This is a genomic window from Micromonospora sp. NPDC002717 (assembly GCF_040295705.1).
Lineage (GTDB): Bacteria > Actinomycetota > Actinomycetes > Mycobacteriales > Micromonosporaceae > Micromonospora.
This window is the reverse complement of sequence record NZ_JBEOVW010000002.1, coordinates 15,198-31,702: the sequence shown is the minus strand read 5'-3', so window position 1 is coordinate 31,702 and position 16,505 is coordinate 15,198. Positions and strand designations below refer to the sequence as shown.

At 73.9% G+C, this 16,505-nt stretch carries 6 protein-coding genes; all 6 read left to right on the top strand.

The annotated features are described in order from the left end of the window. Nucleotides 1-596 precede the first annotated feature (596 nt). The 6 genes from ABT006_RS04175 (at nt 597) to ABT006_RS04150 (ending at nt 16,502) form a co-directional block, all read left to right on the top strand. Nucleotides 597-1,400, top strand: a complete 804-nt coding sequence (locus ABT006_RS04175) for an SDR family NAD(P)-dependent oxidoreductase (RefSeq protein WP_350702772.1) — start codon at nt 597-599, stop codon at nt 1,398-1,400. A gap of 21 nt (nt 1,401-1,421) precedes the next feature. Continuing rightward, nucleotides 1,422-2,177, top strand: a complete 756-nt coding sequence (locus tag ABT006_RS04170) for a thioesterase II family protein (protein ID WP_350702770.1) — start codon at nt 1,422-1,424, stop codon at nt 2,175-2,177. Nucleotides 2,178-2,252: 75 nt separating this feature from the next. Further along, the gene (locus tag ABT006_RS04165) at nt 2,253-3,887 is read left to right on the top strand and encodes a PhpK family radical SAM P-methyltransferase (RefSeq protein WP_350702769.1); all 1,635 of its coding nucleotides are present in this window, start codon (nt 2,253-2,255) and stop codon (nt 3,885-3,887) included. Between the two features lie 32 nt (nt 3,888-3,919). Beyond that, nucleotides 3,920-7,384, top strand: coding sequence for a non-ribosomal peptide synthetase (locus ABT006_RS04160; RefSeq protein WP_350702767.1), 3,465 nt, complete (start codon nt 3,920-3,922; stop codon nt 7,382-7,384). After that, complete coding sequence (locus ABT006_RS04155) at nt 7,381-10,491, top strand: type I polyketide synthase (RefSeq protein ID WP_350702765.1); 3,111 nt, start codon at nt 7,381-7,383, stop codon at nt 10,489-10,491. The genes ABT006_RS04160 and ABT006_RS04155 overlap by 4 nt, the downstream gene beginning before the upstream one ends. Further along, nucleotides 10,488-16,502 carry a non-ribosomal peptide synthetase gene (locus tag ABT006_RS04150; protein ID WP_350702763.1) on the top strand — a complete coding sequence of 2,005 codons (6,015 nt, stop codon included), beginning with the start codon at nt 10,488-10,490 and terminating at the stop codon, nt 16,500-16,502. Before ABT006_RS04155 ends, ABT006_RS04150 begins: the two co-directional genes overlap by 4 nt. Nucleotides 16,503-16,505: the final 3 nt, after the last annotated feature.

The following is a 16,505-nucleotide window of genomic DNA, read 5'->3' as shown; positions in this document are numbered from 1 at the left end:
GGCAGACGATGCCCGGTTTGCATGCATTTCTAGGGTGCTCGGGCGTGGAACTTCCGCGGTCCGCAGGCCGCGCGGCGGGCGTCCTGGGCTGAGTCCGTGATCAGTGTCACTCGATCCCGTGGAACTGCAGCTAGCCGCGATAATGCGCGGCGGCCAAGGGATCGTTAATTGCCGGATCCGTCCGCGCTAATGCGTACGTCGGTGACCCCGAACTTATTGGTGGGGATTGACTCCGTCCGTGCTCCATGATGTGCTTCCCGAGTCCCGACGGGGTTGGCGGAAATGCGCCGGAGTGCTCCCGGGTGGTCGACCGGGAGGTCGGGACGCCGGTGTCGTGCCCGCCGTGGCGGCGACACCGCTGGGGTAGGGAGAACGCGGGGGAACGGGGACATCCAAGTGCTGATCCGGCCTGTCGACCGGGTGTGTGAGCACCGCGACCGTGGGCGGCGGACGACCGCCTGCCGCGGTGCGTCGAGCGCCCGCTCGCCGGGGCGGCGCCGGCGCGGCTGAGCTGGCCGCCGCGGGCGGATCGTCAGGCCGGGTAAGGGTCGCCCCGTGCCGGGTGCGGCGTTCGAACCATGTCACGGGGGGAACCAGTGGATCTTGGATTGGACGGTCGGCGGGCGCTCGTCACCGGATCGTCGTCCGGCATCGGAGCGCGGATCGCCGAGATGCTCGCCGACGAGGGAGTGACGGTCGTCGTGCACGGGCGCTCCGTGCCCGCCGCGGAGTCCGTGGCCCAGGGCATCCGGGCCCGGGGCGGCGCCGCGGAACCGATCGTGGCGGACCTGCTCGACGCCGACGGCCCGCACCGACTGGCGGTCGCGGCCGAGCGCTACCTCGGCGGCGTCGACATCCTGGTCAACTGCGCCGCCACCGGCCTGGATCGGCCGTGGGACGACACCACGGACGAGGACTGGCGGCGCCTGCACGAGCTCAACGTGGTGGCGCCGGCCCGTCTCGCCCAGGCGCTGGTCCCCGGCATGCGTCGCCGGGGCTGGGGCCGGCTGATCCAGATCGCCAGCGGCGCCGCCACCCAGCCGCAGGTCGGCTCGGTGGCGTACTCGACGACCAAGGCGGGACTGGTCAACCTCACGACAGGGCTGGCCCGGGCGTTGGACCGCACCGGCATCACCGTCAACACCGTCAGTCCCGGCATCGTCGTCACCCCCCGGGTCGAGGCGTACGTCCGCGGTCTCGCCGCCGACCAGGGCTGGGGCACCGACTGGTCCGACATCGAGCAACGCGTCCTCGCCAGGTCGATCGACAACCCCACCGGCCGGCTCGGCACGCCCGACGACGTGGCGGCGCTGGTCGTCTTCCTCGCCAGCCCCCTCGCGGGCTTCGTCAACGGGGCCAACCACCGCGTCGACGGCGGCGCGGTCGCCGTCGTCAACTGAGTCTCCGCGGAAGGATCAATGGTGACTGTCCACTACTCGGCGGACCGACGACCACGGTGGTTCCTCTTCCCGGACACCCCGGAGGCGCCGGTGGCGTTGTACTGCCTGCCGCACTCGGGGGCGGGGGCGACCGCCTACCGGGCCTGGATCCCGGCCGCGGCGCCGGGCATCGCGGTACGCCCCCTGCAGCCGCCCGGCCGGGAGAGCCGGATCGACGAGTCGCCCGTCTTCGACGTCGCCGAGGTCGCCGACGTGCTGGCCGACGAGACCCGGCCGTACGCGCTGTACGGCCACAGCTTCGGCGCCCTCCTCGGGCACGCCGTCGTGGCGGAACTCCAGCGCCGCGGCGCCCCGCTGCCCCGGCGGCTCGTCGTCGGCGGGTCCCGCCCCCCGGACGACCTCCCGGAACTCGCCCGCCGGCTGCTCGGCCTCGACGACGAGGAGTTCCTGCGCGAGGTCGTCCGGATGGGCGGCACCCCGGCCGAGATCCTGAACCACCCGGCGCTGGCCGCCCTGCTCGTCCCGGTGCTGCGGGCCGACTTCGGCTGGATCGACCGCTACGCCGACGCCGCGCACGGCCCGGTCGACGTGCCGATCCTCGGCTTCGCGGGCACCGAGGACCCGATCGCCACGGCCGAGGCGATGGCCGGGTGGCAGCGGATGACCTCCCGCGGGTACCGCGGCCACAGCGTGCGCGGCGACCACTTCTTCCACATCACCGACCCCGCCGGGGTGGTGCGGGCCATCGCCGCCGACCTGGCGGCCGATTCCCGGTAGCGCCCCGGTGCAACTCGACGGGCCCGGCAGCGGGCGACGAGGTCCCCGGTCTCTTTGTCCGGAACGGAGCGGCACATGACAGACTGCCTGATCGTCGGTTTCAACGACGTCGACTTCGCCAGCTACGTCAGCGACGTGCGCCTCATGGGGGCCGACTCCGGCGCCTTCCGCGACCTGCGCCTGGCGTACATCGACCTCGACGGGCGACCGCTGCGCGCGCTGGACGCGCTGAGTCACCTGCGCGAGAGCCCGCCGGGCGCGCCGAAGCCGTACTTCCACAACGCGGACTTCCTCTGGCCGGTGGTCACCGTGCTGGGCAGCTTCCTGGCCCGCCGGGGGCTGAGCGTCGACTTCGTCAACCTGTTCCAGCACGAGCGGGAGCAGTTGCGGGAGAAGTTGGACGGCGACGTCCGCCTCGTGGCGATCACCACGACCCTGTACGTCTCGCCGCAGCCGATCATCGAGATCGTCGAGTTCGTCCGCCGACACAACCCGAAGGTGTCCATCGTGGTCGGCGGGCCGTTCATCACCAACCAGGTGGCCGCGCTCAAGCGCCCCGACCTGGACGCGATGATGGACTACCTCGGCGCCGACTACTACGTCACCGGCCGGGAGGGCGAGCTGACCCTGGCCCGGCTGGCGCTGGCGCTGCGGTCCGGCACCGACCCCGGGGACGTGCCGAACCTGGCCTACCGCTCGGACGGCGACTTCGTCCACACCCGCACCGAGATCGAGTCGAACCCGCTGCACGAACTGGTCGACTACCAGGTCTTCGGCCCCGACGCGTTCAACGAGTTCGTCACCACCCGGACGGCGAAGTCCTGCCCGTTCTCCTGCGCCTTCTGCGGCTTCCCCCAGCGGGCCGGCAAGTACACCTACCTCGACGTGACGCACGTCGAGCGGGAGCTGGACAACATCCGCAAGCTGCCGTCGGTCAACACCGTGACGTTCATCGACGACACCTTCAACGTCCCCAAGAACCGGTTCCGGGACATCCTCCGGATGATGATCGACAAGGACTACGGGTTCAAGTGGAACTGCTTCTACCGCAGTGACCACGGCGACCGCGCGACCATCGAGCTGATGAAGGAAGCCGGCTGCGAGGGCGTCTTCCTGGGCATCGAGTCGGGCAGCGACGTGCTGCTCAAGCAGATGAACAAGACCGCCCGCCGGGCGGACTACATCGACGCGCTCGGGGCCTTCAACGAACACGGCATCTCGACGTACGCCTCGCTGATCGTCGGCTTCCCCGGCGAGACGGAGGAGACCGTCGCCGAGACCGTGGACCTGCTCGACCAGGGCCGGCCGGACTACTTCCGGGCCCAGCTGTGGTACTGCGACCCGGTCACCCCGATCTACCAGCGCCGGGACGAGCTGGGCATCAAGGGCGAGGCGTTCAACTGGAGCCACCAGACGATGGACTGGTCCACCGCCGCCCAGATCATCGACGACCTCTTCGTCGACGTGACCAGCTCCGTCTGGCTGCCGCAGTTCGGGTTCGAGCAGTGGAGCACCTTCTACCTCCAGCGCAAGGGGATGTCCGGCGCGCAGGTCAAGGACTTCGTCCGCGCCTTCAACGGCGTCCTGGCCGACCAGCTGCGCCACTCCGGCGGCAGCGCCGCCCAGCCGGAGCTGCTCGACCGGTTGCGCCGGGCGAGCCAGTTCGAGGCGGTGAACCCGCCTGGCCCGGCGCCGTCGTCGGTGAGCTGACCGTCCCGCCCGTCCCAGCAGAAAGCGGTACCGTGCGCCGAACACCTTCCGACGCGGTCCGGGCCCGGCTGGCCAGCCGGCTGGCGGCCGGGGCCGAACTCCTCGCCAACGACACGACGGCCGACCCCCTGCCCGACGACGCGGCGACCACCGAAGGCCCACGGCTGTTCGCGGCCGACGGAAACCCGTCGGACCCGGACGCCCCGGCCCCGGTCTCCTTCGCGCAGCGCCGCCTGTGGTTCCTGCACCAGTTCCAACCGGACAGCCCGGCCTACCACGTGCCGGCGGTGCTGCGACTGACCGGACCGCTGTCCGTGGACGCCCTGCGGGACGCCCTGGACCGGCTGGTGGCGCACCATCCCGCACTGCGCACGGTGTTCGACGACGTCGACGGCGAACCGGTGCAGCGGACGGTCGACGTGCCCGCCGTCCGGCTCGACGTGACCGACCTGACCGACCTGCCGGCCGCGCAGCGGGAGGAGCGCGTGCGCGAGGCGGTCGCCGCCGAGCGGCAGCCCCCGTTCGACCTGCGGCGCGGGCCGCTCCTGCGGACCCGGCTGTTCCGGCTCGGCGAGGACGACCACCGGCTCTTCCTCGACCTGCACCACATCGTCGTCGACGGCTGGTCGCTCAGCGTCCTGGTCAACGACCTGGTCCGCTACTACGCGGCGGGGACCGGGCACGGCACCGAGCCCGCCCGGCCGCCCGTCGACCCGGCCGGGCACGCCCGCTGGCAGCACCACCGCGTCGGCGCCGGTGAGCTCGACGACCAGCTGGCCTGGTGGGAGCGGCGGCTCGCCGGCGCCTCGGCGACGGAACTGGCGCCCGACCGGGTACGCCCCGCCGTGCTGGGCTGGCGGGGCGGCCGGCGGAACGTACGCTTCGACGCCGAGCTGACCGACCTGGTCCGCGCCGCCGCCCGCCGGCACGCCGCCTCGCCGTACATGGTGCTTCTGGCCGGATTCGTCGCGCTGCTGCACCGGCAGACCGGGCAGTCGGACGTCGTGCTCGGCACGCCAATCGCCGGCCGGGACCGGGTGGAGTTGGAGCCGCTGGTCAGCCTGCTGGTGAACACCGTCGTGCTGCGCACCGACGCCTCCGGCGACCCCACCTTCGCCGAGCTGGTGGCCCGGGTGCGCGACGTCGTGCTGGACGCCCAGACGCACCACGAGGCCCCGTTCGAGCTGCTCGTGGAGCGGCTGCGCCCCGTCCGGGACCCGGCCCGCCACCCGCTGTTCCAGATCGTCTTCGCGATGAAGAACCTCCCCCCGTTCGAGCGCCTGCACGTCGGTCCGCTGACGGTGGAGCTGCTCGACATGGTCGGCGAGGTCTCCAAGTTCGACCTCTCCGTGATGGCCTTCGAGGGCGACACGCACATCGACTGCGAGTTCGAGTTCAGCTCCGAGCTGTTCGACGACGACCGCATCGCGCAACTGATGGCGCAGTACCGGGCGATCCTCGGCTCGCTCTGCGCGCGCCCGGACCGGCGGCTGTCGGCGGCGGCGCTGCTGGACCCGGCGGAGGAGGACCGGATCGTGCGCCGCTGGAGCGGGCAGGTCCGCGAATACCCGACCGGGCCGGTGCACCACCTGGTCGCGCGGTGGGCCCGGACGGCGCCGGACGCCCCCGCCGTGCGGGCCGACGGCAGGACGCTGACGTACGGGGAGCTGGACCGCCGCGCCGACGCCCTCGCCGCCCGGCTGCGGGCCGTCGGCGCGGGGCCCGGCCGGCCGGTGGCCGTCTGCCTGGACCGGGGAGCGGAGCTGGTGACCGCGTTCCTCGCCGTGCTCAAGGCGGGCGCGGCGTACGTGCCGCTCGACCCCGGCTACCCGCCGGACCGGCTCGCCTTCACGCTGGCCGACAGCCTGGCCTGCGCGGTGCTGACCAGCGAGGACCTGATCGGCAGGTTCGCGGCGGCGCGGACGGCGGTGCTCGACGTCGCCGCCGCCACCGCTGTCTCCGCCGACGCTGCTGGCGAGGCCGCCGCCGGGGCCGGCGGGGTGGCCGCGCCCGCGGAGCCGGACCCACGGGAGATCGCGTACGTCATCTACACCTCCGGCTCCAGCGGGCGCCCCAAGGGCGTCGAGGTCACCCACGGCGGCCTGGCCAACCTGGTGCACTGGCACCTCGACGCCTACCGGGTCGGGCCGCAGGACCGGGCCACCCTCGTCGCCAGCCCCGGCTTCGACGCCTGCACCTGGGAACTGTGGGCGGCGCTGGCCGGTGGCGCGGCGCTGCACGTGCCGCCCGAGCCGGTCCGGGTCGCACCGGACCGGCTGGCGCGCTGGCTGGTCGACGAGGCGATCACCGTGACCTTCCTGCCCACCACGGTCGCCGAGGCGGTGCTCGCGGAGGAGGCCGTGACCGGCTCGGCGCTGCGGCTGCTGCTCACCGGGGGCGACGCGCTGACCCGTACGCCCCCGCCCGCGCTGCGCGCCCGGCTGGTCAACCATTACGGCCCGACGGAGAACACCGTGGTGGCCACGGCCGACCCGGTGCCCCCGCAGGACGGGCCGGTGGTGCACGCGCCGCCGATCGGCCGCGCCATCGCCAACGTCGCCACCTACGTGCTGGACGGGGCCGGGCGACCGGTGCCGGTCGGCGTGCCCGGGGAACTGTGCCTCGGCGGGCTCCAGGTGGTCCGGGGCTACCTGCGGGACCCCCGCCGCACCGCGGAACGCTTCGTCCCGGACCCCTTCGGGGCCACGCCCGGCGCCCGGATGTACCGCACCGGCGACCTCGTCCGCTGGCTGCCCGACGGTCGGCTGGACTTCCTCGGGCGGCTCGACAGCCAGCTCAAGGTACGCGGCTTCCGGGTCGAGCCGAGCGAGATCGAGGCGGTGCTGGTGACCCACCCCGCCGTCCGGGAGGCCGCCGTCGTGGTCCGCGGCGACCACCCGGACCGCCGGGACCTCGCCGCCCTGCTCGTCCTCGAGGACGGGCCGGCGCCGACGTACGAGGAGGTGCGGGCCGTGGCCCGGCGGCACCTGCCGGGCTACATGGTGCCGGCGGTCCTCGCCGCGGTGGACGCCCTGCCCGTGACCACCAACGGCAAGCTCGACCGGGACCGGCTGTCCTGGCGGGACGGCCGGCCGCTGCGGCAGGAAGCCACGGCGGAGCCGCCGATCGGCGCCACCGAGCGCGCGGTCGCGGAGGTGTGGGCCCTCGTGCTCGACGTCCCGCCGTTGGGCCGCACCGACAACTTCTTCGACCTCGGGGGCCACTCGTTCCTCGCCCTGCGCGCCCGCCAGCAGCTCGCCGAGCGGCTCGGCGTCGAACTGAACGTGGTCGACCTGTTCCAGTTCCCGACCGTGGCCGCGCTCGCGGCCCACCTGGACCGGATCCGCGCCACACCGGAACCGGCCGCCGGGGGGCAGGACCCGGGGTCACCGGCCAGCCGCGCGCAGCTCCGCCGGGCGGCGGTGCGCGGTGGCGCCCTGGCACGTCGTCGACAGGCGCACGAACAGCGCCGCCTCGCGGAAGGGACGGACCGATGAGCGAGTTGCCTACGCACCTCGACGACCAGTTCGACAACGCCCTGGCGGTGGTCGGGATGGCGGGTCGTTTCCCGGGGGCGCCGAGCGTCGCGGAGTTCTGGCGGAACGTGTGTGCCGGGGTGGAGTCGGTGACGTTCTTCTCGCCGGAGGAGTTGGCGGCGGCGGGGGTGCCGGAGTCGGTGTATTCGCATCCGTCCTATGTGCCGGCGAAGGCGCGGTTGGACGGCGTGGAGTTGTTCGACGCGGAGTTCTTCGGCTTCAACGCGCACGAGGCGGAGATGACGGATCCGCAGCACCGGTTGTTCCTGGAGTGTGCGTGGGAGGCGTTGGAGGACGCGGCGTACGACCCGGCGCGTTTCCCGGGCCGCATCGGCGTCTACGCGGGCAGCTCCGTCAATTCCTATCTGCTCCGGGCGGTGGCGGCGGACCCGACGCTGATCTCCGACATGAGCGCGCTCATGGCGAACGAGAAGGACTTCCTGGCCACCCGCGTGGCGTACAAGTTCGACCTCCGCGGCCCCGCGATGACGATCCAGTCGGCGTGCTCGACCTCGCTGGTCGCGATCCACCAGGCGTGCCAGGCGCTGCTGGCGGGCGAGTGCGACATGGCGCTGGCCGGCGGCGTCGGCGTCCGGGCCGAGGAGGCGGAGGGGTACCGCCACCAGGACGGCATGGCCCTCTCCCCGGACGGGCACTGCCGGGCCTTCGACCGGGCCGCCGCCGGCACCGTCAACGGCAGTGGACTGGCCGTCGTGGTGTTGCGGCGGTTGGTGGATGCGGTGGCGGCGGGGGATGTGGTGCATGCGGTGGTGCGGGGTTCGGCGGTGAACAACGACGGTGGTGGTAAGGCGGGTTTCACGGCGCCGTCTGCGGTGGGTCAGGCGCAGGTGGTGGCGGATGCGTTGGCGGTGGCGGGGGTGTCGGCGTCGTCGGTGGGTTTTGTGGAGGCGCATGGGACGGGGACGCCGTTGGGGGATCCGATTGAGGTGGCGGGGTTGACGCGGGCTTTTCGGGTGGATGCGGATGGGGTGGGGTTTTGTGCGTTGGGTTCGGTGAAGACGAATGTGGGTCATTTGGATGCGGCGGCGGGGGTGGCGGGTTTTGTGAAGGCGGTGTTGGCGGTTCGGGAGGGTGTGGTGCCGCCGACGGTGCATTTTCGTGAGGCGAATCCGAAGTTGGCGTTGGAGTCGTCTCCGTTTTTTGTGAATGGTGAGTTGGTGTCGTGGCCGGTGGTGGGGGTGCGGCGGGCTGGGGTGTCGGCGTTGGGTGTTGGTGGGACGAATGCGCATGTGGTGTTGGAGCAGCCGCCTGCGGTGGGTTCGGTTTCGGGTGGGGTGCGGGGTTGGCAGGTGGTGGTGGTGTCGGGGCGGACGCCGTCGGCGTTGGTGGAGGTGGGTCGTCGGGTCGGTGGGGTGCTGGCTGGTGGCCGGGTGGGGTTGGCGGATGTGGCGTACACGTTGCAGGTGGGTCGTCGGCATTTCGAGCGTCGGCGGGCGGTGGTCTGCCGCGACGCCACCCAGGCCGCGGCGGCCCTCACCGGAGCGGACCCCGAGCGGCTGCTGACCGGCCGGGCCGGCGACCTCCCACCCGCCCTCGTGTTCCTCTTCCCCGGCGGCGGCAGCCAGTACGTCGGCATGGGCCGCCAGCTGCACGCCACCGAGCCGGTCTTCGCCGAGCACCTGGACCGCTGCGCCGACCTGGCCGCCCCCCGGCTCGGCTACGACCTGCGCGAGGCGGTGCTCGCCCCCGACGGCGACCGCCGCGCGGCGGAGATCCTCGACACCACGGCGGGCCGGCTGACCGCCCTGTTCGCGGTGGAGTACGCGCTGGCCATGCTCTGGCAGTCGTGGGGCGTACGCCCCGAGGCGATGCTCGGGCACAGCAGCGGCGAGTACGTGGCCGCCTGCCTGGCCGGTGTGTTCGACCTCGCCGACGCCATCGACACCGTGGCCCTGCGCGGCCAGCTCATCGACCGGCTGCCCGGCGGCGCCATGCTCGCCGTCTCGCTGCCCGAGGAGGAACTCGCCGCCCGGCTGGGGCCGGAACTCTCCATCGCCGCGGTGAACGCCCCCGGCCAGTGCACCGTCTCCGGCCTGGTGGAGCCGGTGCAGGAGCTGGCCGGCCGGCTCGCCGCCGACGGGGTGGACTTCCGCCGGCTGCACGTGCAGACCCTTGGCCACTCGGTGGCCATGGAGCCGGTGCTCGACGAGTTCCGTGCCCACGTCGCCGGCCTCACCCTGCGCGAGCCGTCGCTGTCCTACGTCTCCAACGTCACCGGCACCTGGATCACCCCGGCCGAGGCCACCGACCCCGACTACTGGGTGCGGCACCTGCGCGGCACCGTCCGCTTCGCCGACGGGGTGCGGACCCTGCTCGCCGGCTCCGCCGACCGGATGCTGGTCGAGGTCGGCCCCGGCACGGTGCTCGGCGCGCTGGTGGGGGCGAACGGCGACGGCGCGGCCCCGCCGGTCCTGCCGTCCGTCCGCCACCCCCGCGACTCGCAGCCCGACCAGGCGTTCCTGCTGGCGACCCTGGCCCGGCTCTGGGAGTCCGGCGTGGACGTCGACTGGGAGTCCTTCGCGGCCGGCCAGTCCTGCCGCCGGGTGTCCCTGCCGACCTACCCGTTCGAGCGCCGCCGCTACTGGATCGACGTGCCGGAGGACGGCCCCGTGCCGGTGCAGGACGACTCGGTCGCCCTGCGCCGGGCGCCGGAGCCGGTGGACGCCGGCCCGACCAGCCTCGACGTGGACCTCGGCAGCACCCTGCACCAGCGCCCCCACCTGATCACCGAGTACGTCGCGCCCCGCGACGACCTGGAGGAGTCCATCGCCGCCGCCTGGCGCGAGCTGCTCGGCTTCGAGACCGTCGGCGTGCACGACAACTTCTTCGCCCTCGGCGGCAGCTCCCTGCTGACCACCCGCCTGGTCACCCGGCTGCGGGAACGCTTCGCGGTGGACCTGCCGCTGGAGGAGCTGTTCAAGGCGCACACCATCGCCGCCCAGGCCACCATCATCCGCGCCCTCCAGGACACGGAGCCCGCACCCGGGTCGGACGGAACCCCGTCCTCCGCAGCCGACAGCGCCGGGCCGGACGGGGCCGCGCGATGAGCGTCGACGAGCAGCGCGGGGCGCGCCCCGCCCAGGCGTTGTCCCCGGCCAAGCAGGCGCTGCTGTCGGCCTGGTCCAAGGGGCGGCGCGGCACCCGCGACGAGATCCCCCGCCGGGGCGACGGCGGCCCCGCCCCGCTCTCCTTCTCCCAGCAGCGCCTCTGGTTCCTCGAACGGATGGTGCCGGACAGCCCGGCGTACAACACGCCGATGGCGGTCGAGCTGCGCGGGCCGCTGGACGTGGCGGCGCTGCGGGACAGCGTGCAGCGCATCGTCGACCGGCACGAGGCGCTGCGCACCACCATCCGGGAGGCCGACGGCGAGCCGGTGCAGGTGGTCTCGCCGCCCACGGCCGTCGACCTGCCGGTGACCGACCTGACCGGGCTGAGCGAGGCCGAGCGCGACGAGCGCGTACGCCAGGCCCTCCAGGAGGAGGCCCGGCGGACCTTCGTGCTGGCGGTCGGGCCGCTGGTCCGGTTCGGGCTGTTCCGGCTCGCCCCGGACCGGCACGTCTTCCTGGTCAACTGGAGCCACCTGATCGCCGACGGCTGGTCGGGTCGGGTGTTCTCCCGGGAGCTGGCCGAGTGCTACTCCGCGCTGGTCACCGGCGGCACGCCCCGCCTGCCCGAGCTGAAGCTCCAGTACGCCGACTACGCGGTCTGGCAGCGGGCCCAGATGTCCGGGCCGACGCTGGCCCGGCAGGTGCGCTACTGGCGGGACCGCCTCGCCGGGATCCCGGCGCTGCTGGAACTGCCCACCGACCGGCCCCGGCCCACCGTGCAGAGCTTCCGCGGCGACACCCTCCGGTTCACCGTCGACGAGCGGCTCACCGGGCGGCTGCGCGCCCTCTGCGCCGGCACCGACAGCACGCTGTTCATGGTGCTGCTCGCCGCCTTCACGGTGGTGCTCTCCCGCTGGTCCGGGCAGCCCGACGTGGTCGTCGGCACGCCGGTGGCCAACCGCAACCGCCCCGAGCTGGAGGACCTGTTCGGCTTCTTCGCCAACACCCTGGCGCTGCGGACCACGGTGACCGGCGACCCGACCTTCCGGCAGTTGCTGACCCGGGTCGGCGCCGACGTGTCGGCCGACTTCGTCCACCAGGACCTGCCGTTCGAGAAGCTGGTCGACGAGCTGCAACCCGAGCGCAGCACCAGCCACAACCCGGTGTTCCAGGTGATGCTCGCGCTGAACAACACCCCGCCGCCGCGCGTCGACCTGACCGCCGACACCCAGCTCGTCGGGCTGGTCGAGGGGGACACCGGGTCGGCGAAGTTCGACCTGTGGCTGTCCCTGGCGGACGCCGGGGACACGCTTCCCGGCGGGCTGGAGTACGCCACCGACCTGTTCGACCGGGACACCGTCGAGCGGATCCTGGCCAGCCTGCTGCGCCTGCTCGACCAGGTCTGCGCCGACCCCGACGCCCCGCTGTCCCGGCTGGAGCTGACCGACGACGAGGAACGCGACCGCGTCCTGCGGGCGTGGAACGACACCGCCGCCCCGGAACCCGCGCCGCGCGTCCTGCACGAGCTGATCGCCGAGCAGGTCCGGCGCACCCCCGGGCACGTCGCCGTCCGGCTCGACGACCGGTCGCTGACCTACGCCGAGTTGGACCGCCGCAGCAACCGGCTGGCCCACCGGCTGCGCCGGCACGGGGTGGGACCGGACAGCCGGGTCGCGGTCTGCCTCGACCGCTCGCCGGAACTCCTGGTGGCGCTGCTGGGCGTGCTCAAGGCCGGCGGCTGCTACGTGCCGCTGGACCCGGAGCACCCGCCCGCGCGGCTGGCGTACCTGCTCGCCGACTGCGGCGCGGAGATCGTGCTGACCGGCGACGGCGGGCGGGACGTGCTGCCCGCCGACGCGCCGCCGGCGATCGACCTGCACCGCGACGACTGCGCCGAGGAGCCCGAGCAGGCCCCGCCCAGCGGGGCCACCGAGGACGACCTGACGTACGTCATCTACACCTCCGGCTCCACCGGGATGCCGAAGGGGGTGATGAACAGCCACCGCGCCGTGGTGAACCGGCTGCGCTGGATGCAGCGCCGCTTCGAGCTGACCGCCGGCGAGGCGGTGCTGCAGAAGACCCCCGCCAGCTTCGACGTCTCGGTGTGGGAGTTCTTCTGGCCGCTGCTGGTCGGCGCGACCGTCACCATGGCCCGCCCCGACGGGCACCGCGACCCCGGCTACCTGGTCGACCTGATCAACGAGCAGCGGATCACCACCGTCCACTTCGTACCGTCGATGCTCCGGCTCTTCCTGGACGAGCCACGCTCGGCCACCTGCACCGGGCTGCGCCGGGTGGTGTGCAGCGGCGAGGCGCTGCCCCGCGACCTGGTCCGCCGCCTCCAGGAGCGGCTGCCCGCCCGGCTCGACAACCTGTACGGCCCGACCGAGGCCGCCGTGGACGTCACCGCCTACCGGTGCCCGCCGGGGGAGGACGCCACCGACGTGTCGATCGGCGCCCCCGTCGACAACACCAGCGTCTACGTACTGGACCCGGCCGGCCGGCCGGTGCCGGTCGGCGTGCCCGGCGAGCTGTGCATCGGCGGCATCCAGGTGGCCCGCGGCTACCAGGGTCGGCCCGCGCTGACCGCCGAGCGGTTCGTCCCCGACCCGTTCACCGACCGCCCCGGCGCCCGGATGTACCGCACCGGCGACATCGTCCGGTGGCGGCCCGGGGGCACCCTGTCCTACCTCGGGCGGGAGGACCTCCAGGTCAAGCTCGGGGGGATCCGCTTCGAACTGGGCGAGATCGAGGCGGCCCTGCGGGAGCACCCCACCGTCCGGGACGCGGTGGTCACCGTGCACCGCGACGCCGCCGGCGGCGAGGGCCAGCTCGTGGCGTACGTGGTGCCCCGCTCCGGGGAGCAGCCGGAGCCGGCCGCGCCGGTGACCCCGGACGAGCCCCCGGCGACCGGCGACGTCGACGGCACCGTGCACCAGTGGGCGCGGGTCTTCGACGAGGCGTACACCGAGCCGGAGACCGCCGACGCGGCGGACAGCAACTTCTCCAGCTGGAACAGCAGCTACACCGGCGCCCCGATCCCGCCCGACGAGATGCGGCGGTGGGTCGACGAGACCGTCGCCCTGGCCCTGGCGGAGCCGCCCGGGCGGGTCCTGGAGGTGGGCTGCGGGCTCGGCCTGCTCCTGCTGCGCATCGCGCCGCACGCCGCGTCGTACCACGGCACCGACATCTCCCGGTTCGCGCTCGGCCAGGTCCGCGCCGAGGTCCGGGCCCGCGGCCTGGCGAACGTGACCCTCGACGAACGGGCCGCGCACGAGCTGGCGGACCTGCCCGCCGGGTCCTTCGACACCGTGCTGCTGAACTCGGTCGTGCAGTACTTCCCGGACGCCGACTACCTGCGGCAGGTGCTGGCGGAGGCACGCCGGCTGGTCGCCCCGGGCGGCCGGATCGTCGTCGGCGACGTGCGCAGCCTGCCCCTGCTGGCCGACTTCCACCGCTCGGTGGAACTGCACCGGGCGGACCCGGACGCCGACCCGGCGGTGGTGCTCGCCCGGGCGGCCGCCCGGACGTGGCAGGAGGAGGAGTTGGCGCTGGACCCGGCGCTGTTCACCTCCCTCGGCGACATGCCCGGCGTCGCCGCCGTCGAGGTGCGGCTCAAGCGCGGCGGCTACGACAACGAGCTGAGCCGGTTCCGCTACGACGTGGTCGTCCGCGTCGCCGCCGACCCGGCGGCGGATGGCCCGGCCGCACCGGAGCCGGCCGCCGACCCCCTCGGCTGGGAGGGTGACCTGGCCGGCCGGCTGCGCGACCGCCTCCGGGAGGAGCCGGTGGTCGCCGTGACCGGGATACCCAACGGCCGCCTCCGCGAGATCGCCGTCCTGCGGGCCGGCGACGGCGCCTGCCGGACGGTGGGCGAGCTGCGTGCCCGGGTCGACCGGGAGCCGCCCGGCGTCGACCCCGACGAGCTGTACCGGCTCGCCGACGAGCTGGACGTGGGCGTCGTCGTCGCCCCGTCGGCCGCCGACCCGACCCGGATCGACGCCCTGTTCCACCGCGCCGACGTGCGCCCGTCGTGGCCGCCGGCGCCCCCGGCGCGCGGCGGCGCGCTCGCGAACTGGCCCCGCCAGGCCCGGCTGATGGGCGAACTCGGCCCGCGCTGGCGGGCGCACCTGAAGGAGCGGATCCCGCGCTACGCCGTGCCGGCGGTGTTCGTCCCGGTGCCCGGCATCCCGCTGAGCCTCAACGGCAAGGTGGACTGGTCGGACCTGCCGGCGCCGCCGCCGGTGGCGGCCCGGGACCGGGGAGCGCACGTCCCGCCGGCCGACGGCACCGAACAGCTCGTCGCCGACATCTGGGCGTCCGTCCTCGGACTGGAACGGGTGAGCGCCACCGCCAACTACTTCGAGCTGGGCGGCGACTCGATCCGGGGCATCCGGGTGATGGCCCGGGCCAACGGGGCCGGCCTGCCGCTGGTGCCCCGCGACCTGTTCGCGCACCCGACGGTGGCGGAACTCGCGGCGGTCGCCGACGCCCGGCTCGCCGAGGGCGGCACCGTCGACGGGCCCGCTCCGGAGTCGCCGGGCGACTGGGGGCTGTCGGACCGCGACCGGGCCCACCGGGAGCGGCTGCTGGCCGACGCCGACGTGGCGGAGGTCTTCCCGCTGGCCCCGTACCAGGCGCACATGCTGCGCCGGCTCGTCGCCGACCCGCGTCCCGGCGAGTTCCTGGTGCAACGCGTCGACACCCTGCGCGGCCCCATCGACGTGGACCTGCTGCGCCGCTGCTGGGCCGGGCTGGCCCGCCGGTACGCCCTGCTGCGGACCATGTTCGTCTGGGCCGACCTGGACGAGCCGCTCCAGGTGGTGCGGCGCGACGTCGAGCTGCCCTCCCGGTACGAGGACTGGACCGGGCTCACCGCCACCGAGCAGGACGCGGCGCTGGCCCGGTTCCTCCGCGAGGACCAGGCGGTGGGCTGCGCCCCCGACGATCCCGCCGGCATCCGGCTGTTCCTGGCCAAGGTCGACGAGGACGCCTACCGGACCGTGTTCAGCTTCAGCTACCTGCGGATGGAGGGCTGGAGCCTCAGCGTCTTCCTCAGCGACGTCATCGGTGAATACCACCGCCTGCTCGCCGGCGAGACCCCGCAGGCCGGCACGGACGTGCCGTTCAGCCGCTACGTCGACTGGCTGCGCCGGCGCGGCGTACCGGCCGACACGCCGGCGTTCTGGCGGGACATGTTCGCCGGCGGGTGGTCGCCCACCCTGCTGGCCGCGTCCGCCCCCGACAACCGGGCCGGGGACCGGCACGGCTACGCCCGGCAGCACATGCAGGTGGACGCGCGCGTCACCGAGGCGCTGCGGGACACCGCGCAGCGGCTGCGGATGCCCCCGAACACGCTGGTCCAGGCCGCCTGGGCGGCGTTGCTCGCCCGGTACGCCGGCCGCGACGAGGCCACCCTGGGGGTCTTCTTCAACGGCCGCCCCGCGGACCTGCCGGGCGTCGAGGACCTGACCGGGCCGACGATGAACGTGCTGCCGATGCGGGTGCGGCTGCCCGCGCCGGACCGGCCCGTCGTCGACCTGCTGTCGCACGTGATGACCGTCGGCGCCGACGCCGCCCACCACCAGTACGTGGCGCCGGAGCGGGTGGCGGAGTGGGCCGGCTGGCCGGCGGACGAGCCGATGTTCGACGCGTACCTGGTCTTCCAGAACCTCGACCCCACCCTGTTCGGCTCCACCGAGCGGGTCCCGACGTTCTTCAGCCGGCTGGCCGAGCCGTTCCGGCTCGACGTGATGCCGGGGGTGGAGCTGGGACTGATCCTGTCGTACCACCGGGACCTGCTGACCGACGAGGCCGCCGGCCGGGTGCTCGACGACCTCGTGGCGACGCTCGCGGCGATCACCGCCGACCCGTACCGGCCGGTCGCCGAGGTGCTCCGGCCGCCCGCCCGACCCGCCGCCGCGAAGGTGCTGCTGGTGGAGGGCGAGCTGGGCGGCCACCAGATCAAGGACACGCCGTTCCCCGTCCCGGCGGCGGTGGAACCACGGTGACGG